Source organism: Collinsella sp. SGI.180, from assembly GCF_050313455.1.
Taxonomy (GTDB): domain Bacteria; phylum Actinomycetota; class Coriobacteriia; order Coriobacteriales; family Coriobacteriaceae; genus Collinsella.
This window is the reverse complement of the sequence record NZ_JBNPLL010000003.1, coordinates 41342-59602: the sequence shown is the minus strand read 5'-3', so window position 1 is coordinate 59602 and position 18261 is coordinate 41342. Positions and strand designations below refer to the sequence as shown.

The window sequence follows — 18261 nt, the reverse complement described above, 5'->3', positions numbered from 1 at the left end:
TCATGTCCGACAATATGCAGCCTATCGATGAAACGCTGGACGACGAGTCCCTGGATGCTGTGGATGCCGAAGCGACTGAGGCTTGCGAGGTCGAGGAGTTCGACCCGTTTGAGGGCATGAGTGACGAGGAGCTCGACGCCCTGTGCGACGAGGACGACAGCCTCGCGGGCTTTTGCGACGTTGAGCCCGGTTTCCGCAGCGGCTTCGTGGCCCTGGTCGGCCGCCCCAACGCCGGTAAGTCCACGCTGCTCAACGCCTGCTATGGCAAAAAGGTCGCCATCACCTCGCCGGTGGCCCAGACGACCCGCCGTCGCATGCGCGCCGTCGTCAATCGCCCTGGCTACCAGCTGGTTTTTGTCGATACCCCGGGTATTCACAAACCCAAGGACGGTCTGGGGTCCGAGCTCAACAAGAGCGCGTTGTTCGAGCTAAACGATGTCGATGTCGTCGCGTTTTTAATTGATGCCACCAAACCGATCGGCAGGGGAGACGCCTGGGTTGCCGAGCGCGTCAGATGCGCCCGTTCCAAGAAGGTTCTGGTGCTCACCAAGGCCGATGAGGCCGATCCCGCACAGGTCATGGAGCAGCTTAAGGCCGCCCACGAGCTTATGGAATATGACGATGAGATCGTGACGTCGTCGGTCAAGAACTTTAACGTCGATGCCTTCATCGAGACCGTTGCGCACTTTTTGCCCGAGGGCCCGCGTTGGTTCCCCGAGGACATGGGTACCGACGCTTCCGACGAGACGCTCGTTGCCGAGTTTGTGCGCGAGAAGGTCTTGCGCCGCACCCGTGATGAGATTCCGCACTCCGTTGGCGTAATCTGCGATGCGCTCGAGCAGACCAAGAAGGTGCTGCGCGTGCATGCCACCATTTACGTCGAGCGCGAGGGCCAAAAGGGCATCATCATCGGTAAGGGCGGCGAGATGATCAAGCATATCGGCATCGACGCCCGTCGCGATCTTGAGCGCATCTTTGGCACGCAGGTCTTTTTGGAGCTGGATGTGAAGGTAAAGGCCGGCTGGCGTGACGACGAGGCCCAGATTCGCCGTTTTGGCTACAACGCCGAGGACTAAGGGCGCGCGGCGCTCATGGCAGGCTCACGGACATATCGCACAAAGGTACTCGTCCTCGATAAGACCAAGCTCAAGGAGACCGATCTGATCTTGACGATGCTTGATGAGCGGGGTCGGCAGGTCCGTGCCGTGGCAAAGGGCGCGCGCAAACCCGGCGGGCGCCTGGCGGCGCGCTGCGAGCTGTTCTGTACCGTCGATATGCTGCTCGCGCACGGACGGTCACTCGACGTGGTTTCCCAGGCCGAGCTTATGGAGGCGCCGCTCGGCGCCGCGCCCGATTACGAGACGACCTGCGCCGCAAGCGCGATCGCCGAGGTCGCGCGCGTGTGCTCGTTCGAGGACGCCGAGGACCCGTTTACCTTTGCCATTACGCAGCGAGCACTTGCCCTGGTGGGCAGCAGGCTCGACACGGCACATATGGACCTGCTTGTGGCGGCATATGTCTTTAAGCTGTTGTCGCACGTTGGCTATCGACCCGATTTTTCGGCCTGCGTACTGTGCGGAGACCCCATGCTGTCGTATTTTTCGCCCCAGGCGGGCGGGCTCATGTGCGGGTCGTGCGCGTCGAGCGTTCCGGGTGCCGAGCTGGTGTCGACCGGCGAGGTCGCATGGCTGCGCGCCCTCATGTCCATGACCTTCGATGCGCTCATGGCCGAGAGGGTCGATCCCCATACTGCCGCCTTTTTGCTGGGGCTTTCGCATGTTTGGGCTGCGACGCACGCCGATCAGCGTCTTCGCGCGATGGAATTCATGTTGGGTCGGTGATGATGGGCAGACGCGGTCCGCTTGTGGTAACATACCGACCTGTTGGTACCTCGACCTTGGATGCTCGCTCCACCGGCGGCTTCCCAGTCCGAGGCGAATAGAGTCGCCCGCGGGCGACGCGAAACGAAAGGTGAAACAATGACTGTTTCCAAAGAGCGCAAGGCGGAGCTGACTGCCCAGTTCGGTAACACCCCGGTCGACACCGGCAACCCCAAGGTTCAGGTCGCCATCCTGACCGAGCGCATCAAGGAGCTGACCGAGCACATGAAGTCCCACCAGAAGGACTTCCACACCCGTCGTGGTCTGCTCATGCTCGTCGGTCGCCGTCGTCGTCTTCTCTCCTACATCAAGAAGAACGACGTCGTCGAGTATCGTGAGCTCATCAAGGCTCTGGGCATCCGCGACAACATCCAGTAAGGATTTGTACATGCTAAGAGCGTCCTGCGCAGCGGGGCGCTCTTTTTGTGTAAGGGCGTGAATAATCACGCTCTGAAGCGTGGCGGGGGCAGGGGGCCCGCGTCACATGAGAAGCCCGCAGGCAAGGGGCCTGCGGGGTAAAGGAGAACAATGACACTCGTATCCAAGACCTTTGAGCTGTACGGCAAGACCTACACCTTTGAGTCGGGCGAGCTTGCCAAGCAGGCCACCGGCGCCTGTCTGGTCAAGCAGGGCGACACCACGATGCTCGACACCGTGGTCGTCTCCAAGGAGCGCAAGAACTACGACTTCTTTCCGCTGACCGTCGACTTCAACGAGAAGATGTACGCTGCCGGCCGTATTCCGGGTGGCTACCTCAAGCGCGAGGGCCGTCCCAGCGAGAAGGCCACGCTCACGGCCCGCATGATCGACCGTCCTATTCGCCCGAGCTTCCCGGACGGCTTCCGCAACGAGGTGCACATCGTCGCCACCTCGCTCGTCGCCGACCAGGTCAACCCCTTCGACGTCATCAACGTCATGGGTGCCTCCCTGGCCATGACGCTCGGCGGCGTGCCCTTCGAGGGCCCGCTTGCGTGCGTGCGCATCGGCCGCAACGTGGAGACCGGCGAGTTTATCGTCAACCCCACCTATGAGGAGCGCGAGAACTCCGATCTGGACCTGGAGCTGGGCGGCTCTGCCGACTTCATCTCGATGGTCGAGGCCGGCGCCGATGAGATCTCCGAGGACGATATGCTCGCCGCTATGAAGTTTGGCCAGGAGGCCCTCGCTGCCTTCTGCCAGGCTCAGGACGAGTTCGTTGCCGAGTGGGAGCAGGTCAACGGCGCTATCGTCAAGAAGGAGTACCCGCTCGACCAGCCCGTCGAGGAGGTCCAGGAGCGCATCTTCGCCCACTACGACGAGATGGCAGCCGCCCTTCGCGACGCCGACAAGCTCTCCCGTATCGGCAAGGTCGAGGCTCTGAAGGAGTCCATCCGTGCCGAGTTCACCGAGGAGGAGCAGGCCGCTTGGGAGCGCGAGATCCCCGTGGCACTCAAGAAGCTCGAGAAGAAGGCCATGCGCACCATGGTCGTCGAGACCGGTGAGCGCGTCGACGGCCGTGCCGCCGATGAGATTCGCCCCATTATGGTGAAGGACAACTACCTGCCGCTCGTTCATGGCTCCGGCCTGTTCCAGCGCGGCCAGACCCAGGTGCTCTCCGTCCTTTCGCTCGGCATGCTCAACGAGGGCCAGCGTCTGGATACCATCGAGCCCACCGAGGGCAAGCGCTACATGCACCACTACAACTTCCCGCCGTTCTGCACCGGCGAGACCGGCCGCATGGGTAGCCCCAAGCGCCGCGAGATCGGCCACGGCAACCTGGCCGAGCGCGCCCTGCTTCCGGTGCTCCCCGACGAGAACGAGTTCCCCTACGCCATCCGCGTGGTCTCCGAGGTCATGGAGTCCAACGGCTCCTCTTCGATGGCTTCGACCTGCGGCTCCACGCTCGCCCTCATGGACGGCGGCGTTCCCATTAAGCGCCCGGTCTCCGGTATCGCCATGGGCCTGATCCAGGAGGAGGGCAAGACCGTGGTCCTGTCCGACATCCAGGGTCTCGAGGACTTCCTGGGCGATATGGACTTTAAGGTCACCGGCACCACCGAGGGCATTACCGCTCTGCAGATGGACAACAAGGCCACCGGCCTTACCTTCGACATCCTGGCCCGCGCCCTGCAGCAGGCCAAGGAGGGTCGCGCCTTCATCCTGCAGAAGATGCTCGATGTGATCCCCGAGCCGCGCCACACCACGCGCAGCACCGCTCCGCGCATCGTCTCCATCCAGGTTCCGACCGACAAGATCCGCGACGTCATCGGTTCCGGCGGCAAGGTCATCCGCGGCATCCAAGACGAGACCGGTGCTTTGGTCGACATCCAGGAGGACGGCACTGTCTTTGTCGGCGGCACCGGCGAGTCCGTCGACCAGGCTGTCGAGCGCATTAAGCTCATCATCAAGGTTCCCGAGCCGGGCGAGGAGTACACCGGTCGCGTGGTCTCCATCCAGCCCTTTGGCGCCTTTGTCAACCTGCTGCCCGGTAAGGACGGCCTGCTGCACATCTCCCGCGTCGCCAAGGGCCGCGTGGAGAAGGTCGAGGATGTCCTCAATGTGGGCGACGAGGTTAAGGTCGTCGTCATCGAGGTCGATGATCGCGGCAAGATCTCGCTCGATCGTCTGGATAAGCCCGAGGCTCCGGCTCGTGCCGAGGGTGCCTCCGAGGGCGACGGTGAGCACTTCCAGCGCCGTGAGCGTCCGCGTCGCGAGCGCTCCGAGCGCAGCGACCGTCCGCGCCGTCCCGGTGACAACGGAGGCCGCAAGCCCCGCCGTCACCACGACGCCGAGTAACAGCCGTACACACACTGCTCAATAAGGGCGACTCTGGACAGGGGTCGCCCTTTTGCTATTCCCGGCGGGGCCGCGGGTAAAGTTTCCTGCTCTACAGTCCTGCTCGCACGGAGAGCACATTAAGTGCTCTCCGGCTCGTGCGGAACTCGCGATAAACTTTACCCGCGGCCCCCGCCGGGAATAGCAAAAGGGCTGGTGGGTGCGGGTTTCGATTTTGTCAGATAGTCTATTCAGTTATCTGAATTCAGATCTTTAGATAATCGCATGTGCGGCATTACCCCAGATAAAACCGACCAAAATAAACCTGTCCCTTTTTGGCAGGTCTGGGGCCATCGGGGGCCGGGGCGGGTTAAGTTTGTCGCGAGTTCCGCACGCAAAGGAAAGCACTTAATGTGCTTTCCGTCTTGCGCAGGACTGTAGAGCAGCAAACTTAACCCGCCCCGGCCCCCGATGGCCCCAGACCGGCGGGATAGACCGGTTTGGATGGGGCTTTGATGCACGGGTGGTCTGTTGGTGGGCAAATGGGTATCATAATGCGGTTACTGCATCGACTCCGTGATGCATGTTTGTACGTTCCCGGCGGTCGGTTTGCCAGAAGCGCCCCGTCGGTTGTTCCAGACCCGTTTCGAAGAAAGGAAACCGCACGAACCTATGGCAGCTAAAAAATCATCTCCCTTGAAGATCATTCCGCTCGGAGGCCTTGACGGCATCGGCAAGAATATGACGGTCTTCGAGTGCGGCGACGACATGGTGCTCGTCGACGCCGGCCTTATGTTCCCCGACGACTCCCAGCCCGGTATCGATTTGGTGCTTCCCGACTACACCTATGTTCTGGAGAACGAGGAGAAGCTCCGCGGCATCATCGTCACCCACGGCCACGAGGACCATACCGGTTCGCTTCCGTACCTGCTGCAGGACCTCAACAACAAGGTGCCCATCTTCTCGAGCAAGCTGACGCTTGGTTTCATCGAGGGCAAGCTTTCCGAGTTCCGCATCCGCGCGCCCAAGTTCCGCGAGGTCAAGGGCGGTAGCCATGTCAATCTTGGTGGCATTTCGCTCGACTTCTTCTCTATGACGCACTCAATTCCGGGCGCTTTGGGCGTATTCATTCGCACCAACCAGGGCACCGTTATGCACACGGGCGACTTTAAGCTCGACCAGACGCCCATCGATGGCGTCACGCCCGATTATGCCGCCATCAGTCGCTTTGCTAAACAGGGCATCGACCTGTTGCTTTCCGACTCCACCAACGCCACGGTTCCGGGCTTTACCAAGTCCGAGGCCGAAGTCGGCCCCAACTTGCTGCACGCCATCAAGAATGCCCCGGGCCGCGTGTTCGTCGCGTCGTTCTCGAGCCATATCCATCGCCTGCAGCAGATTTGCGACGCCGCCCGCAAGTGCGGCCGCAAGGTCGTCGTGACCGGACGTTCCATGCTCACCAACACCCGCGTGGCGCGCGAGCTGGGCTACCTCAACATCGACGATGCCGATATCATCGATGCCTTCGATATCGATAACCTGCCTGACGACAAGATTGTCGTCATGTGCACCGGCTCTCAGGGCGAGCCGCTGTCGGCGCTGTCCCGCATGGCTAACGGCGAGCACAAGACGCTCTCCATCCACGAGGGCGATACCGTCATCCTCTCGGCAACGCCGGTCCCCGGCAACGAGAAGGCCGTCCAGCAGGTCGTCAACAGCCTGGCCAAGCTTGGCTGCGACGTGTGGGACAAGAACCGTGCCCTCGTCCATGTCTCGGGTCACGGCAGCCAGGAAGAGCTCAAGCTTCTGATGGCCATGGCCAAGCCCACCTACTTTATGCCGGTTCACGGCGAGGCCGTGCACCTGCGTGCCCATGCCCAGCTTGCCCGTAAGATGGGCATTAAGGATGATCACATCTTTATCCTCGATAACGGCGACACGCTCGAGATGCGCGGTGGTATTGTCAAGCGCGGCACGCCCGTCGAGTCCGGCGTCGTCTACGTCGACGGCCTGCGCATCGGTGATACCGACCCCATCGTCCTGCGCGATCGTCAGAAGCTCGCCAATGACGGTATGGTCACGGCTGTCGCCATCGTCTCGCTCAAGCACAAGAAGATCGAGGCCATCGAGTTCTCGGGCCGTGGTGTTTCTTTTGCCATCGACGATCAGTTCTCCGAGGATGCCTCCGCATCCATCATGAAGACAATCGAGAAGGGCAAGTTTAGCTTTACGAGCAGTGGCTCCGATGCCATTCGCAAGGCCGTGCGCGATTCGCTCTCCAACTTCATTTGGAGCCGTACGCGCACCCGTCCGATGATCATCCCGGTCGTCATGGAGGTTTAGTTTGGCGCGCGGATCTGCACAAAACGCCAAAGGCAATAAAGCCAACAACCAACCGGCATCTGCTAAGGGTGCCGGTTCCCATCTTCGTGCCAATAAGGGCCACGAGGCCGAGTTCGACGATGTTGAGCCCCTGATCGAGCCTTCGGCCAACCGCGATATCGCCGGCGTGGTCATTGCCGTTTTGGCGATTGCGTCTTTCATTGCCGTGATTTCTCCGGCAACGGCACCCGTGACGGCAGTGGTTGCCGGTTTCTACCACCTTGGCTTTGGCCTGGGCGCCTACGTGCTGCCGATCGTCATTTTGCTGTTTGCCGCCACGCTCTTTTTGGGTGAGGACTCGCCGCTCAACATTCGCTCGGTCGCGGGTGGCGCCGTTGTCTTTATCGCCGTCGTCTCCATTCTTTCGTTGATGGTGCCGGGCACGAGCGATTCGTGCGACCTCATGTTTGTGCCGCAAAACCTGTCTGCCTCGGGTGGCTACATCGGTGCGTTTATTGCGAGTGCGCTGCAGAATGCCCTGGGTAAACCTATCGCGATAGTGGTCCTGTTGGGTTTGGCCGTCGTTGGCTTTGTCATCATCGGCTTTTCGGTGGGTGGCGTTTTGCGCTCTGCGCGCGATCGCGCTGCCGATTTTGCCGAGCGTCGTCGTGCCGATGTCAATGCGAGCCCGTGGGGCGATGAAGAGGCCCTGTCGGTTCCCGGCATCGCCCGTCCGCACCTGAGCATTCTTCGTCAGAAGGGCTCCGATATGGCCGTGACCACGGTCATGGGCAATGACGCGGACCCGGTTTTGGACGATGACGACGAGGACGATGATCCGTTTGTCGACGTGTCCGAGGCTGTGGAGGCCGAGCGCGCCAAGACCACGCTGCTGCCGCGTCGCCATGCCAAGCATGGCAAGTCCGCGCCCAAGCTCAACACGAGTGAGCCCGACCCGTCTTGGTCCGATAGCGAAATCGAACTCACCGAGGGCGATGACGAGGATGACGAGTGTCCGCTCGATACCGCCAAGACAACTTTGCTGCCGCGTCGCCAAGACAGGCGCGGACAGGTCACCGGACAGCTTTCGATGGAAGACGACCCGGACAAGGTCGACGAGTCCGAGCCGCCGTTTGCCGTGAACCCCGTGTCTGCTGCCCCGCAGATCCCCGATTTCCTGAAACACCCCAAGGTTGCCGACGCCTCCACCCCAACGGCTTCCGCTGCTCCTGTTGCAGCCGGCGATGGGGGAGCTGACGGCACTGCTGCCGATGTCGAGGGCGAGCAAGAGGATGGCCTCAAACTCCCGCCGCTCGAAATCCTGCACGCCAACCCGCAGTCGGCGTCCGCCGCGTCTTCTGACAAGGAGTTGGAGCAGACTGCCGAGTCGCTGCAGTCCACGTTGCTGGAGTTTGGCCGTAGCGCTCGCGTCGTCGGCTGGATTGCCGGTCCCACGGTGACGACCTTTAAGCTGCAGCCCGGCGAGGGCGAGCGCGTGAGCAAGATTTCGAGCCTCGAGGACGATATCGCGCTTTCGCTTGCCGCCCAGTCGGTGCGTATCTTTGCGCCGATTCCCGGCACCTCGCTTGTGGGTATCGAGATTCCCAATCGCAAGCGCCAGAACGTTAACCTGGGCGACGTGCTTCCCTATGTGAAGGGCGGTCCGCTCGAGCTGGCCATCGGCCGCGATGCCGAGGGCACGCCGGTTGTCGCCGACCTCGCCAAGATGCCCCACCTGCTTATTGCCGGTACCACTGGTTCCGGTAAGTCGGTCATGATCAACTCCATCATCACGACCCTGCTCATGCGCGCGCTTCCCGAGGACGTTCGCTTGATCATGGTCGACCCCAAGCGCGTTGAGCTTGCCGGCTATAACGGCCTGCCCCATCTCTATGTGCCCGTGGTGACCGAACCAAAGCAGGCTGCGAGTGCCTTGCAATGGGCTGTTTCCGAGATGGAGCGTCGCCTGAAGGTCTTCGAGCGCCTCAACGTTCGCAAGATCTCGACGTATAACGAAAAGCAGGCCGCCGGCGAGTTCGAACACTACGATAACCCGCCGCAAAAGATGCCCTATCTGGTCATTATCATCGACGAGCTATCGGACCTGATGATGGTTGCCGGCAAGGATGTCGAGGCCTCGATCGTTCGTATCGCCCAGCTGGGGCGTGCCGCCGGTATTCACCTTATCGTGGCTACGCAGCGCCCCAGCTCCAACGTGGTGACGGGCCTCATTAAGGCCAACATCACCAATCGTATCGCCTTTAACGTGGCCACGGGCATCGATTCCCGCGTCATTATCGACCAGATGGGCGCCGAAAAGCTCACCGGTTTGGGCGACATGCTGTTCTCCAAGGTCGACTGGGGCAAGCCCCGCCGTATCCAGGGCTGTTTTGTCTCGGATGACGAGATCAACGAGATCGTCGAGTTCGTTAAGTCGCAAAGCGAGCCCGACTACCACGAGGAGATTCTGTCTGCCGTGGCGCCTGCTTCCATGTCCACGGCTGGTGGCGGCATTGTTCGCACGGGCGTTGCCGAGCCGCAGGATGACGACCCGCTTATCTGGGAGGCCGCCCATATTGTGGTGGAATCGCAGCTGGGCTCCACATCTGGCCTGCAACGCCGCCTCAAGGTTGGCTATGCGCGCGCCGGGCGTATTATGGACATGCTGGAAGAAAAGGGCGTCGTCGGCCCGCCCGACGGTTCCAAGCCGCGCGAGGTCCTGCTGGATGACGAAGGGCTTGCCGCGCTGGAGTCTGTCGACGCCGAGATGGTACGTGAAGATCGTGAGTTTGGAGGATTCTGATGGCTGCACGCTTTGGTGACATGCTGCTCGAGCAGCGTCGCCGGATGGGCCTTTCCATCCAGCAGGTCGCCAACACCATCAAAATCAGGCCGCAGATCATCGAGTTTTTCGAGACTGGTAACTTTGCATCGATGCCCCCGCGTGGTTATGCGCAGGGCATGATTTCGAGCTACGCTCGCTTTTTGGGGCTTAACCCGCGCGAGGTCGTCAACGCTTATTTTGACGACCTCATGGCATATGAACGCGATACCTCGCAGCAGGGCGGTCGTTTTCAGGATGCTGCCGGCTACGTTAACTCGCGTTCTTCGGTCGATAACGGTCGTTTTTTGATGGTTCAGGGTGGTCGTACGACACGGTACGGCCAGCGCCCTCCGCAAGCGGGCTATATCACCGAGACGGGCTCCAGCGAGGAAATTCGTTCTCAGCGAGATCGTTTTCGCAGTACGCCCCTGCCAGATGACCGTGCGCTTCCCGCCGCTCGCGGGTTGAGTCGCGATCCTCGCGCCGGTTACGGCGACGGTGGATACTCCGGTCGTAGCTATCGCGGAGTACCCGCCGGGCGTTCCCGCGATGGCTATTCCGACGCCGATACCACGCAGGTGACGCCGCGCCTCCGTTCGCAATCCCAGCCCTATGGGCAGCGCTCTTCGGCGCCTCGCTCTGGCCAGCGCGGCTATCAGGGCCGTGGCGAGCTTGCGCCGCGTCCGGGCCGGCGGGGTTCGCAGCGCCAGAGTAGCTATCGTGGTCGTCCCGATAGCGGTCGCGGCCGCATACCGCAGGGTAATGGTCGTGGTAGCTCCAATCGCGGACGCGGCGTTGGGCGCGCCTCTCAATACAACACGATCGATCCGCGCATTATTTACGTCGGCATCGGTGCCGTGGTGCTACTGTTGATTTTGCTCATCGTGGTACTCCTGCGTGGTTGCGGCTCTGCTGCACCCGAGTCGACGCCCGAGACACCCGTGGCTACCAAGACGACGACTAAGAAATCTTCCAAGAAGACCGAATCCACTGACGAGGATGAAGACGCCGACGAGGCGACGGATGCGGCCGGTTCCGATGCTGCCAAGGCGACGGTCAAAACGGAAGAGGACGAGGTCACCAAGGTCAAGGTCTCTGTTGCCAAGGGCAAGACCGCCTGGATCGAGGTCAAGGTCGACGGTAAATCGGTCTATGGCGCTCAAGCGACCGGTCCTTTTGAGCAGGAGTACACGCCCGAGTCCTCGATTGAGATTACCACGTCCAAGCCCTCCGATGTCACGGTCACCAAGAATGGTGAAAAGGTTCGCTATGACACCAAGACATCGGGTGTGGCGCGCGTGACCATTACCGTTCCCAAGAAGGAGACCGCTGACTCCGAGAACGGCGTTAATGCCGGCGGTACCGATAATGCCGACGGCACCGATGCCCAGTCTACCGTCGGCACCGACACGGCATCCGACGGCCAGACAGTGAGCGATTCAGATGACTATTCGTACGACAGCTACTAAGGCTCCCCGTACCGAAAGGAAGAACCATGGCTAAAGATTCCAGCTTCGACGTTGTGTCCGAGGTTAACATGCAGGAGGTCGATAACGCCTTCCAGCAGACCGCCCGCGAGATTTCCCAGCGCTATGACCTTAAAGACTCCGGCGCCACCATCGAGCTTTCGAAGGGCGACAAGCTCTTTACGATTAACGCTCCGGCCGATTTTGTCTCCAAGCAGATCATCGATGTTTTGAGCTCCAAGCTCATCAAGCGCGGTATCGACCTCAAGGCTGTCTCTTGGGACGCCCCGCAGGCGGCTTCGGGCGGTACCGTGCGCGTGCTCGGTCATATCGTCGAGGGCATCGACCAGACGACCGCAAAGAAGATCAATAAAGACATCAAGGATCAAAAGCTTAAGGTCAAGGTGACCATCGAGGCCGATAAGCTGCGCGTTTCCTCGGCTTCTAAGGACGCTTTACAGACGGTGATTCAGTTCCTGCGCGACCAGGACTACGGCCAGCCGCTGCAGTTTACCAACTACCGCTAATTTACTCGAAAGGACCGCTCTCCAACATGGATACTCCGTTGGGTTCCGTACTCTATATCACGCTTGGCTGCGCCAAGAACGAGGTCGATACCGACCGCATGCGTTCGCTGCTGGCCGCTGCGGGCTACGAGGAGGCATTCGATCCTCAGGATGCCGATATCGCCATTGTCAATACGTGCTCGTTTCTTACCTCGGCGACGTCTGAGAGCATCGAGACCACGCTCGAGCTCGCTAACGAGGTGCAGGACGGCGTTCGCTCCTGCCCCATTGTCATGTGCGGTTGCGTGCCGTCTCGTTACGGCGACGACCTGCCCGACGAGCTGCCCGAGGTCGCGGCATTTGTGAAGGCCGATGAGGAAGACGGTATCGTCTCTGTCATCGATGGCGTTCTTGGTGTGGAGCGTGAAATCGCTGCCTATATCCCGCAGGTCAAGCGTACCGTCGAGGGCGCTGTCGCCTACGTCAAGATCTCCGATGGCTGCAATCGTTTTTGCAGCTTCTGCATGATTCCCTACATTCGCGGTCGCTATCATTCGCGCAATGCCGAAAGCATTATCTCCGAGGTGCGCGACCTGGTTGCCGGCGGTGTGCGCGAGATCGTGCTGATCGGCCAGGACACGGGCATTTGGGGCACCGACTTTGCCGATGAGGACACCGCTGAGGCCTCACCGCGCAATCTGGCTCAGCTGCTGCGTGCCGTCGCCGAGGCTGTGCGCCCGCACAACGTTTGGGTTCGCGTGCTCTATCTGCAGCCCGAGGGTATGACCGACGAGCTTATCGAGACGATTCGTGATACGCCCGAGGTGTTGCCCTATATCGATATCCCCGTGCAGCACTGCGACGCGCGCATCCTCAAGGCCATGCGTCGCTCCGGTTCGCGTCAGGAGCTCGAGGAACTGTTCCGCGATCTTCGTGATCGTATCCCCGGCATCGTGATTCGCTCCACGGCCATGGTCGGCTTTCCGACCGAGACCGACGACGAGTTCCGTGATCTTATCGACTTTATGGACACCGTCGGCTTTGACTATACGAGCGTCTTTGCCTACTCGCGGGAGGAGGGCAGCCTGGCCGCCAATATGGAGGGCCAGGTCGATGAGGAGGTCAAGCTCGAGCGCGCCCAGGAGGCCATGGATCTGGCCGAGTCGCTGGGTTTTGCCGCCACGGCAGCCCATGTGGGCGAGCGCGCCCAGGTAATCGTCGACGGTATCGAGGAGACCGAGGACGGCGCCGAGCTGATCGGACATGCCTGGTTCCAGGCGCCCGATTCCGATGGCGCGGTGCATCTGGACGCCAGCGAGGCGTCCGTGGGCGATATTTTGACCGTCGAGTTTACCGATAGCTTCTGCTATGAGCTTATCGGCCATGTTGTGGAGTAGGAGAGCGTCGTGGCAAACGAGAGCAATAAGGAACTGACGAGCGTTTGGACGCCCGCCAATATCGTGACGTGCGTGCGCATCGTCTTTATTCCGGTGTTCATGATCGTCTCGGCCCTGTCTCACGCGAGCGTTGCCGGTACGGACTGGAGCACCTTTGACGGCCCGCTCGCCGCCGCTGCCTTCATTCTGTATGTGATCCTGTCGTGCACCGATAAAGTCGACGGCTATCTGGCGCGCTCACGCAACGAGATCACCGATTTCGGCAAGTTCTTGGACCCCATCGCCGACAAGTTGCTGGTGTTCTCGGCCTTGCTGCTGTTCTTGGATTTTGGCGCGGTGACCGTGTGGTCCGTGTTCATTATCCTGTTCCGCGAGCTGTTGGTGAGCGCACTTCGCATGGTCGCGAGTGCTGCCGGTGTGGTCGTTGCCGCCGATAAGCTCGGCAAGTACAAGACGGCGACCACGATGGTCTCCATCTGTGGCTATCTGTGCGTCTTTGCGATGGCCGGTCTTCAGCTGGGGCCGGCGTCGCTGCTGCTCGGTGTCTATTCGGTGTCGCGCTTCCTGTACGTCATCGCCGTCATTTTGACCATTATCTCGGGTGCCCAGTACTTCTGGAACTGCCGTAAGATCGTCTTTTCGGTCTAGGTCCTGGTGGGTATGACGGAGTCTAATTTGCAGATCGCCGCAAACAACGAGGAGCTGGCGCGCGATATTGTCGAGCGCGCGAGTGCCCGTGGCGTGACGGTGTCGACGGCGGAGTCGCTGACGGCGGGCATGATCGCCTCGACGATTGCCGATATCCCGGGTGCCTCGGCGGTGCTTCGTGGCGGTGCGGTGACCTACTGCGATGAGATCAAACATCGCGTGCTCGGCGTCGAGCAGGAAACGCTCGATCGGTTTAGCGCCGTGTCGCATCAGACGGCGCGTGAGATGGCCGCGGGCTCGCTGGACCTCTATCAGAGCGATGTCGCCGTGAGCGCAACGGGCTACGCTGGGCCCGGCGGCGGTACCGAGCAAGACCCCGCCGGCACGTTCTATATCGGCTGGGCGTATCGTGCGGCCGAGGGGGGAGCGACGGTCGTTGAGTCTGCGCGCTGTCACTACGAGGGTGATCGGTCGTGCGTCCGCGCCTATGCGGTCGCTGAGGCTTTGGAACGCATTGTCCGCGTGCTCAATTCCATGGAATAGACGTGTTTTAAGGGGCCTTAGGGCCCCTTAATTGTGGAGATAGGGACCTTTGGCAAGGAATGCGCTTGCGCTGGCACATGTCTTTAATTTGTACGAGCACTCGTATTTGCGATTGGCATGGTCAAGCGTTTGGTCGGTGATTGGTCGGCGTTTGGTCGGGTTTTGGAATGGACGGGTGCATATGATGAACCTGAACGGTTGACCACGAACAGCAGTTCGTTTATCATCGATTCAGGTTGTTAAGAGGAGGGCTATTCATGGCCAAGAATTCAGGTCCCGTACGTACCGTTCATACGCGCACGACGGGCAAAGAGCGCGACGAGATGATCGCCACTACCAAGGCCGAGATCGAGAAGAAGTTCGGCCAGGGTTCTATTATGAGGTATGGCGACGGCGGTCCCGAGCTCGAGGTCGAGGCTATTCCGACGGGCTCTCTGGCGCTCGATGCCGCCTTGGGTATCGGCGGCGTGCCGCGCGGCCGTATCGTTGAGATTTATGGCCCCGAGTCCTCCGGTAAGACAACGCTTTCGCTCGAGATTCTTGCAGAGGCGCAGGCCATGGGCGGTGTCGTGGCTTTTATCGACGCTGAGCATGCGCTTGATCCCACCTACGCCGCGCGCATCGGCGTCGATATCGACGAGGTGCTGATTTCCCAGCCCGATACGGGTGAACAGGCGCTCGAGATCGTTGACATGCTTGTGCGTTCCGGTGCCATCGACGCCATCGTCGTCGACTCTGTTGCCGCTTTGACTCCACGTGCCGAAATCGAGGGCGAGATCGGTGACACGACGGTGGGTCTGCAGGCTCGCTTGATGAGTCAGGCGCTCCGCAAGCTCGCCGGCTCGCTTGCCAAGTCCAACACAACCTGCATCTTCATTAACCAATTGCGCGAGAAGATCGGCGTCATGTTCGGCAACCCCGAGACCACCACAGGCGGCCGCGCACTCAAGTTTTTCTCTTCCGTGCGTATCGATATTCGCAAAATCGATACCATCAAGCTCAAGGACGAGGTTATCGGCAATCGCGTACGTGCCAAGGTCGTTAAGAACAAGGTGGCTGCTCCGTTCCGCTCGGCCGAATTTGACATCATGTATGGCACCGGCATTTCTAAAGAGGGCTCGATTCTGGATATGGCTGTCGAGTGCGGCATATGCAAAAAGATGGGGTCTTGGTTTGCCTATGGTGAGGACAAACTCGGCAACGGTCGCGAGGCCGCTAAGACGTTCCTGCGCGAGCATCCCGATTGCGCCGACGAGATCGAGCACAAGGTTCGCCTTGCCTGCGGTCTTGAGTATGACGATGATGCCCCCTCCGAGGTTGAGTTGACCGATCAGCCCGCCCCCGAGGAGTTTGACGAGCTGTATGCCATCGATGGCTCCGCGATGCTCGACGATGACGGCGAGTAACGGATGCCGACATGTCGTATACGGTGACCGAGGCTAGGGTCGTTTTTCCGGATAAGAAGACGGCCTCCTCGTTCTCGAGCGGTTATGCGTCTAAAAAGCCCTGTGCACATATCGATTGCGATCTGGAGGGCGGTTTTGAACGGTCCATTTGGATTCCCGTGCGTGTGGCACGTGTGTACGTTCAGAACCGTCTCGATCTTCCCTGCGACTGGGATGACTTTCGCGAGGCGGTACAGCTTATCGAATGCAAGTGTGCGCTCACCATGGTGACCGAGATGCTTTCGCGTCGCGATCATGCTACGGGCGAGGTGCGCGATAAGTTGGCGTGCTATGGCTTTCGACAGCCCGCGATCGACTTTGCCGTCAATCGTGCCATCGAGTATCGTTTTTTAGATGAGAACCGCTTTTGCTCGTACTTTATCGAGGAGCGTAAGCGTCGTGGTTGGGGACAGCGCAAAATCGAGACTGAACTCAAGCGTCGCCATGTTGCACTTGATGAGATTCCAGGGTATCCCGAGGCTTATTTTGCCGAGGATGACGACTTGGCTCGCGCATCGGCTTTGCTCGCTAAGCGTCGCGTTCCCGAGGCACGTGCATTCGAAAAGCTCGTCAGATTTTTGATGGGCAAGGGCTTTTCCTATCACATTGCCGCGGATGCCGTTAAGGAGCGCCTTGATGCCTTAAGCGAGAAATGCGACGTTTAAGCATGCGCACGTTACGCCCCTGCCGTTCACCGCTCGATAGGCGCCGTGCTGGGTGCGTCAATTTGACAGTTGTTGCGGTTCAACGTAGGATAATTACTGTCATTTGCATTGTGATATGTGCTCATCTGCGATGAGTTTGTTTATATGTTTATCTGTATCCGACCCGCATAAGCTGCGCCCATATTACTCAAATGTCGCGAGCCGTTCGTATGGACGGTTCGCTTTGTTGTGTAACGAATCCATAAAAAGGAGTGAGCATGCCGCTTATCATTGCAGCGCTCGTTGGCATTGTTTTGGGTGCCATCGTCGCCATTGCCTACATGCGCACCGCCAAGCAGGGTAGTCTTCACGAGGCCGAAGAAAAGATTCAGTCGGCACACGCGCAGGCAGAGTCCCTGATCGGTGATGCTAAGCGTCAGGCCGAGACCCTCAAAAAAGAGGCTCTGCTCGAGGCTAAGGAAGAGATCATCAAGAACAAACAGGCCGCCGAGGCCGAGGACAAGCAGCGTAAGAGCGAGATTCGCGCGCTCGAAAATCGCGTGATGCAGCGCGAGGAATCGCTCGACCGACGCAACGATGCGCTCGATAAGCGCGAGCATCAGCTGTCCAGCCAGGCCGGTCAGGTCGAGAAGCGCTCTCGCGAACTTGAGGAGCTTTGCGCCAAGCAGACCTCCGAGCTCGAGCGTATTGCCGACCTTACGCGCGAGGATGCTCACAAGGAGCTGCTCGACAAGGTCCGCGGCGAGGTTACCCATGAGGCGGCCACCATCATCCGTGAGTCCGAGCAACAGGTCCGCGCCGAGTGCCACAAGACCGCTCAGGAGATTCTCTCCCTGGCGATCCAGCGCTGTGCCGCCGACCATACCGCCGAGGTCACCGTCACGTCCGTTCATATTCCCTCCGATGACCTTAAGGGCCGCATCATCGGTCGCGAGGGTCGTAACATCCGTACTTTCGAGCAGGTTTCCGGCGTCAACCTTGTGATCGACGATACCCCCGAGACTGTCGTGCTTTCGAGCTTTGATCCGGTCCGTCGTGAGACCGCCCGCGTGGCGCTCGAGAACCTCATTGCCGACGGTCGTATTCACCCCGCCCGCATCGAGGAGATGTACCACAAGGCCGCTGACTTGGTTCAGCAGCGTGTGCTCGAAGCCGGCGAGCAGGCCGCCTTCGATACCGGAATCCACGACCTGCATCCCGAGATCGTCAAAACCCTGGGCGCTCTGCGCTACCGCACCTCGTTTGGTCAGAACGTGCTGCAGCACTCGCTTGAGGTCTCCGACCTGTGCGGCATCATGGCCTCCGAGCTTGGTCTGGATGTTGTGACCGCCAAGCGCGCGGGTCTTTTGCATGACCTGGGCAAGGCCATCGACCACGACGTTGAGGGTCCGCATGCTGTGATTGGTGCCGAGCTTGCCCGCCGTTATGGCGAGAAGCCCGTTATCGTCCACGCAATCGAGGCCCATCATGCCGATGTCGATCCCAACACGGTGCTCGACGTTCTGGTCCAGGCTGCCGATGCTGTTTCCGCTTCTCGTCCCGGCGCCCGTCGCGAGTCGGCCGAGAGCTACATTAAGCGCCTTGAGAAGCTCGAGGAGATTGCCAACTCTCATGACGGCGTCGAGCGTACCTATGCTATGCAGGCCGGTCGCGAGGTCCATGTCATGGTTCAGCCGGACAAGATTTCCGATGCCCAGTCCACGGTGCTTGCGCACGATATCGCCCATCAGATCGAGGAAGAGATGGAGTATCCCGGTCAGGTGCGCGTTGTCGTGATTCGCGAGAGCCGTGCCGTCGATATCGCTAAATAA

14 protein-coding genes are annotated in these 18261 nt (G+C 60.3%); all 14 read left to right on the top strand.

What is annotated here, in order from left to right; all coding sequences use genetic code 11:
* Positions 1-2: 2 nt before the first annotated feature.
* A complete protein-coding gene (gene era / locus ACQRAP_RS02050; protein WP_427794774.1) occupies positions 3-1076 on the top strand; it encodes a GTPase Era in 1074 nt (357 codons plus the stop codon).
* 15 nt (positions 1077-1091) lie between these two features.
* Positions 1092-1841 (top strand): DNA repair protein RecO, encoded by a 750-nt coding sequence (recO, locus tag ACQRAP_RS02045; protein WP_427794773.1) that lies wholly within the window; start codon positions 1092-1094, stop codon positions 1839-1841.
* A 138-nt stretch (positions 1842-1979) separates the two neighbouring features.
* On the top strand, positions 1980-2258 hold the full coding sequence (gene rpsO, locus ACQRAP_RS02040; protein WP_154516313.1) for a 30S ribosomal protein S15: 279 nt from the start codon (positions 1980-1982) through the stop codon (positions 2256-2258).
* Between the two features lie 150 nt (positions 2259-2408).
* The gene (locus tag ACQRAP_RS02035) at positions 2409-4655 is read left to right on the top strand and encodes a polyribonucleotide nucleotidyltransferase (protein WP_427794772.1); all 2247 of its coding nucleotides are present in this window, start codon (positions 2409-2411) and stop codon (positions 4653-4655) included.
* A 651-nt stretch (positions 4656-5306) separates the two neighbouring features.
* A complete protein-coding gene (locus tag ACQRAP_RS02030) occupies positions 5307-6977 on the top strand; it encodes a ribonuclease J (RefSeq protein WP_117654800.1) in 1671 nt (556 codons plus the stop codon).
* 1 nt (position 6978) lies between these two features.
* Positions 6979-9759, top strand: coding sequence for a DNA translocase FtsK 4TM domain-containing protein (locus ACQRAP_RS02025; protein WP_427794771.1), 2781 nt, complete (start codon positions 6979-6981; stop codon positions 9757-9759).
* Entirely contained in the window at positions 9759-11249 is a 1491-nt protein-coding gene (locus ACQRAP_RS02020) for a RodZ domain-containing protein (RefSeq protein WP_427794770.1), read from the top strand. Before ACQRAP_RS02025 ends, ACQRAP_RS02020 begins: the two co-directional genes overlap by 1 nt.
* A gap of 26 nt (positions 11250-11275) precedes the next feature.
* Positions 11276-11773 carry a YajQ family cyclic di-GMP-binding protein gene (locus ACQRAP_RS02015; RefSeq protein ID WP_427794768.1) on the top strand — a complete coding sequence of 166 codons (498 nt, stop codon included), beginning with the start codon at positions 11276-11278 and terminating at the stop codon, positions 11771-11773.
* A gap of 26 nt (positions 11774-11799) precedes the next feature.
* The gene (gene rimO, locus ACQRAP_RS02010; protein ID WP_427794767.1) at positions 11800-13149 is read left to right on the top strand and encodes a 30S ribosomal protein S12 methylthiotransferase RimO; all 1350 of its coding nucleotides are present in this window, start codon (positions 11800-11802) and stop codon (positions 13147-13149) included.
* A gap of 99 nt (positions 13150-13248) precedes the next feature.
* A complete protein-coding gene (pgsA, locus tag ACQRAP_RS02005; protein WP_229770672.1) occupies positions 13249-13797 on the top strand; it encodes a CDP-diacylglycerol--glycerol-3-phosphate 3-phosphatidyltransferase in 549 nt (182 codons plus the stop codon).
* Positions 13798-13809: 12 nt separating this feature from the next.
* Complete coding sequence (locus ACQRAP_RS02000) at positions 13810-14340, top strand: CinA family protein (RefSeq protein ID WP_427794766.1); 531 nt, start codon at positions 13810-13812, stop codon at positions 14338-14340.
* Between the two features lie 257 nt (positions 14341-14597).
* A complete protein-coding gene (gene recA / locus ACQRAP_RS01995) occupies positions 14598-15746 on the top strand; it encodes a recombinase RecA (protein ID WP_427794764.1) in 1149 nt (382 codons plus the stop codon).
* 11 nt (positions 15747-15757) lie between these two features.
* Positions 15758-16450: a regulatory protein RecX gene (locus tag ACQRAP_RS01990; RefSeq protein WP_427794763.1), complete on the top strand. Its 693-nt coding sequence runs from the start codon at positions 15758-15760 to the stop codon at positions 16448-16450.
* 257 nt (positions 16451-16707) lie between these two features.
* Positions 16708-18261 (top strand): ribonuclease Y, encoded by a 1554-nt coding sequence (gene rny / locus ACQRAP_RS01985; RefSeq protein WP_427726813.1) that lies wholly within the window; start codon positions 16708-16710, stop codon positions 18259-18261.

Coding starts and splice junctions, on each gene's coding strand:
- ACQRAP_RS02015 (WP_427794768.1), top strand. CDS start 11,276: ATGGCTAAAGATTCCAGCTTCGACGTTGTGTCCGAGGTTAACATGCAG.
- pgsA (WP_229770672.1), top strand. CDS start 13,249: ATGATCGTCTCGGCCCTGTCTCACGCGAGCGTTGCCGGTACGGACTGG.
- rimO (WP_427794767.1), top strand. CDS start 11,800: ATGGATACTCCGTTGGGTTCCGTACTCTATATCACGCTTGGCTGCGCC.
- ACQRAP_RS02020 (WP_427794770.1), top strand. CDS start 9,759: ATGGCTGCACGCTTTGGTGACATGCTGCTCGAGCAGCGTCGCCGGATG.
- rny (WP_427726813.1), top strand. CDS start 16,708: ATGCCGCTTATCATTGCAGCGCTCGTTGGCATTGTTTTGGGTGCCATC.
- ACQRAP_RS02035 (WP_427794772.1), top strand. CDS start 2,409: ATGACACTCGTATCCAAGACCTTTGAGCTGTACGGCAAGACCTACACC.
- recA (WP_427794764.1), top strand. CDS start 14,598: ATGGCCAAGAATTCAGGTCCCGTACGTACCGTTCATACGCGCACGACG.
- rpsO (WP_154516313.1), top strand. CDS start 1,980: ATGACTGTTTCCAAAGAGCGCAAGGCGGAGCTGACTGCCCAGTTCGGT.
- ACQRAP_RS02030 (WP_117654800.1), top strand. CDS start 5,307: ATGGCAGCTAAAAAATCATCTCCCTTGAAGATCATTCCGCTCGGAGGC.
- ACQRAP_RS02000 (WP_427794766.1), top strand. CDS start 13,810: ATGACGGAGTCTAATTTGCAGATCGCCGCAAACAACGAGGAGCTGGCG.
- era (WP_427794774.1), top strand. CDS start 3: ATGTCCGACAATATGCAGCCTATCGATGAAACGCTGGACGACGAGTCC.
- ACQRAP_RS01990 (WP_427794763.1), top strand. CDS start 15,758: ATGTCGTATACGGTGACCGAGGCTAGGGTCGTTTTTCCGGATAAGAAG.
- recO (WP_427794773.1), top strand. CDS start 1,092: ATGGCAGGCTCACGGACATATCGCACAAAGGTACTCGTCCTCGATAAG.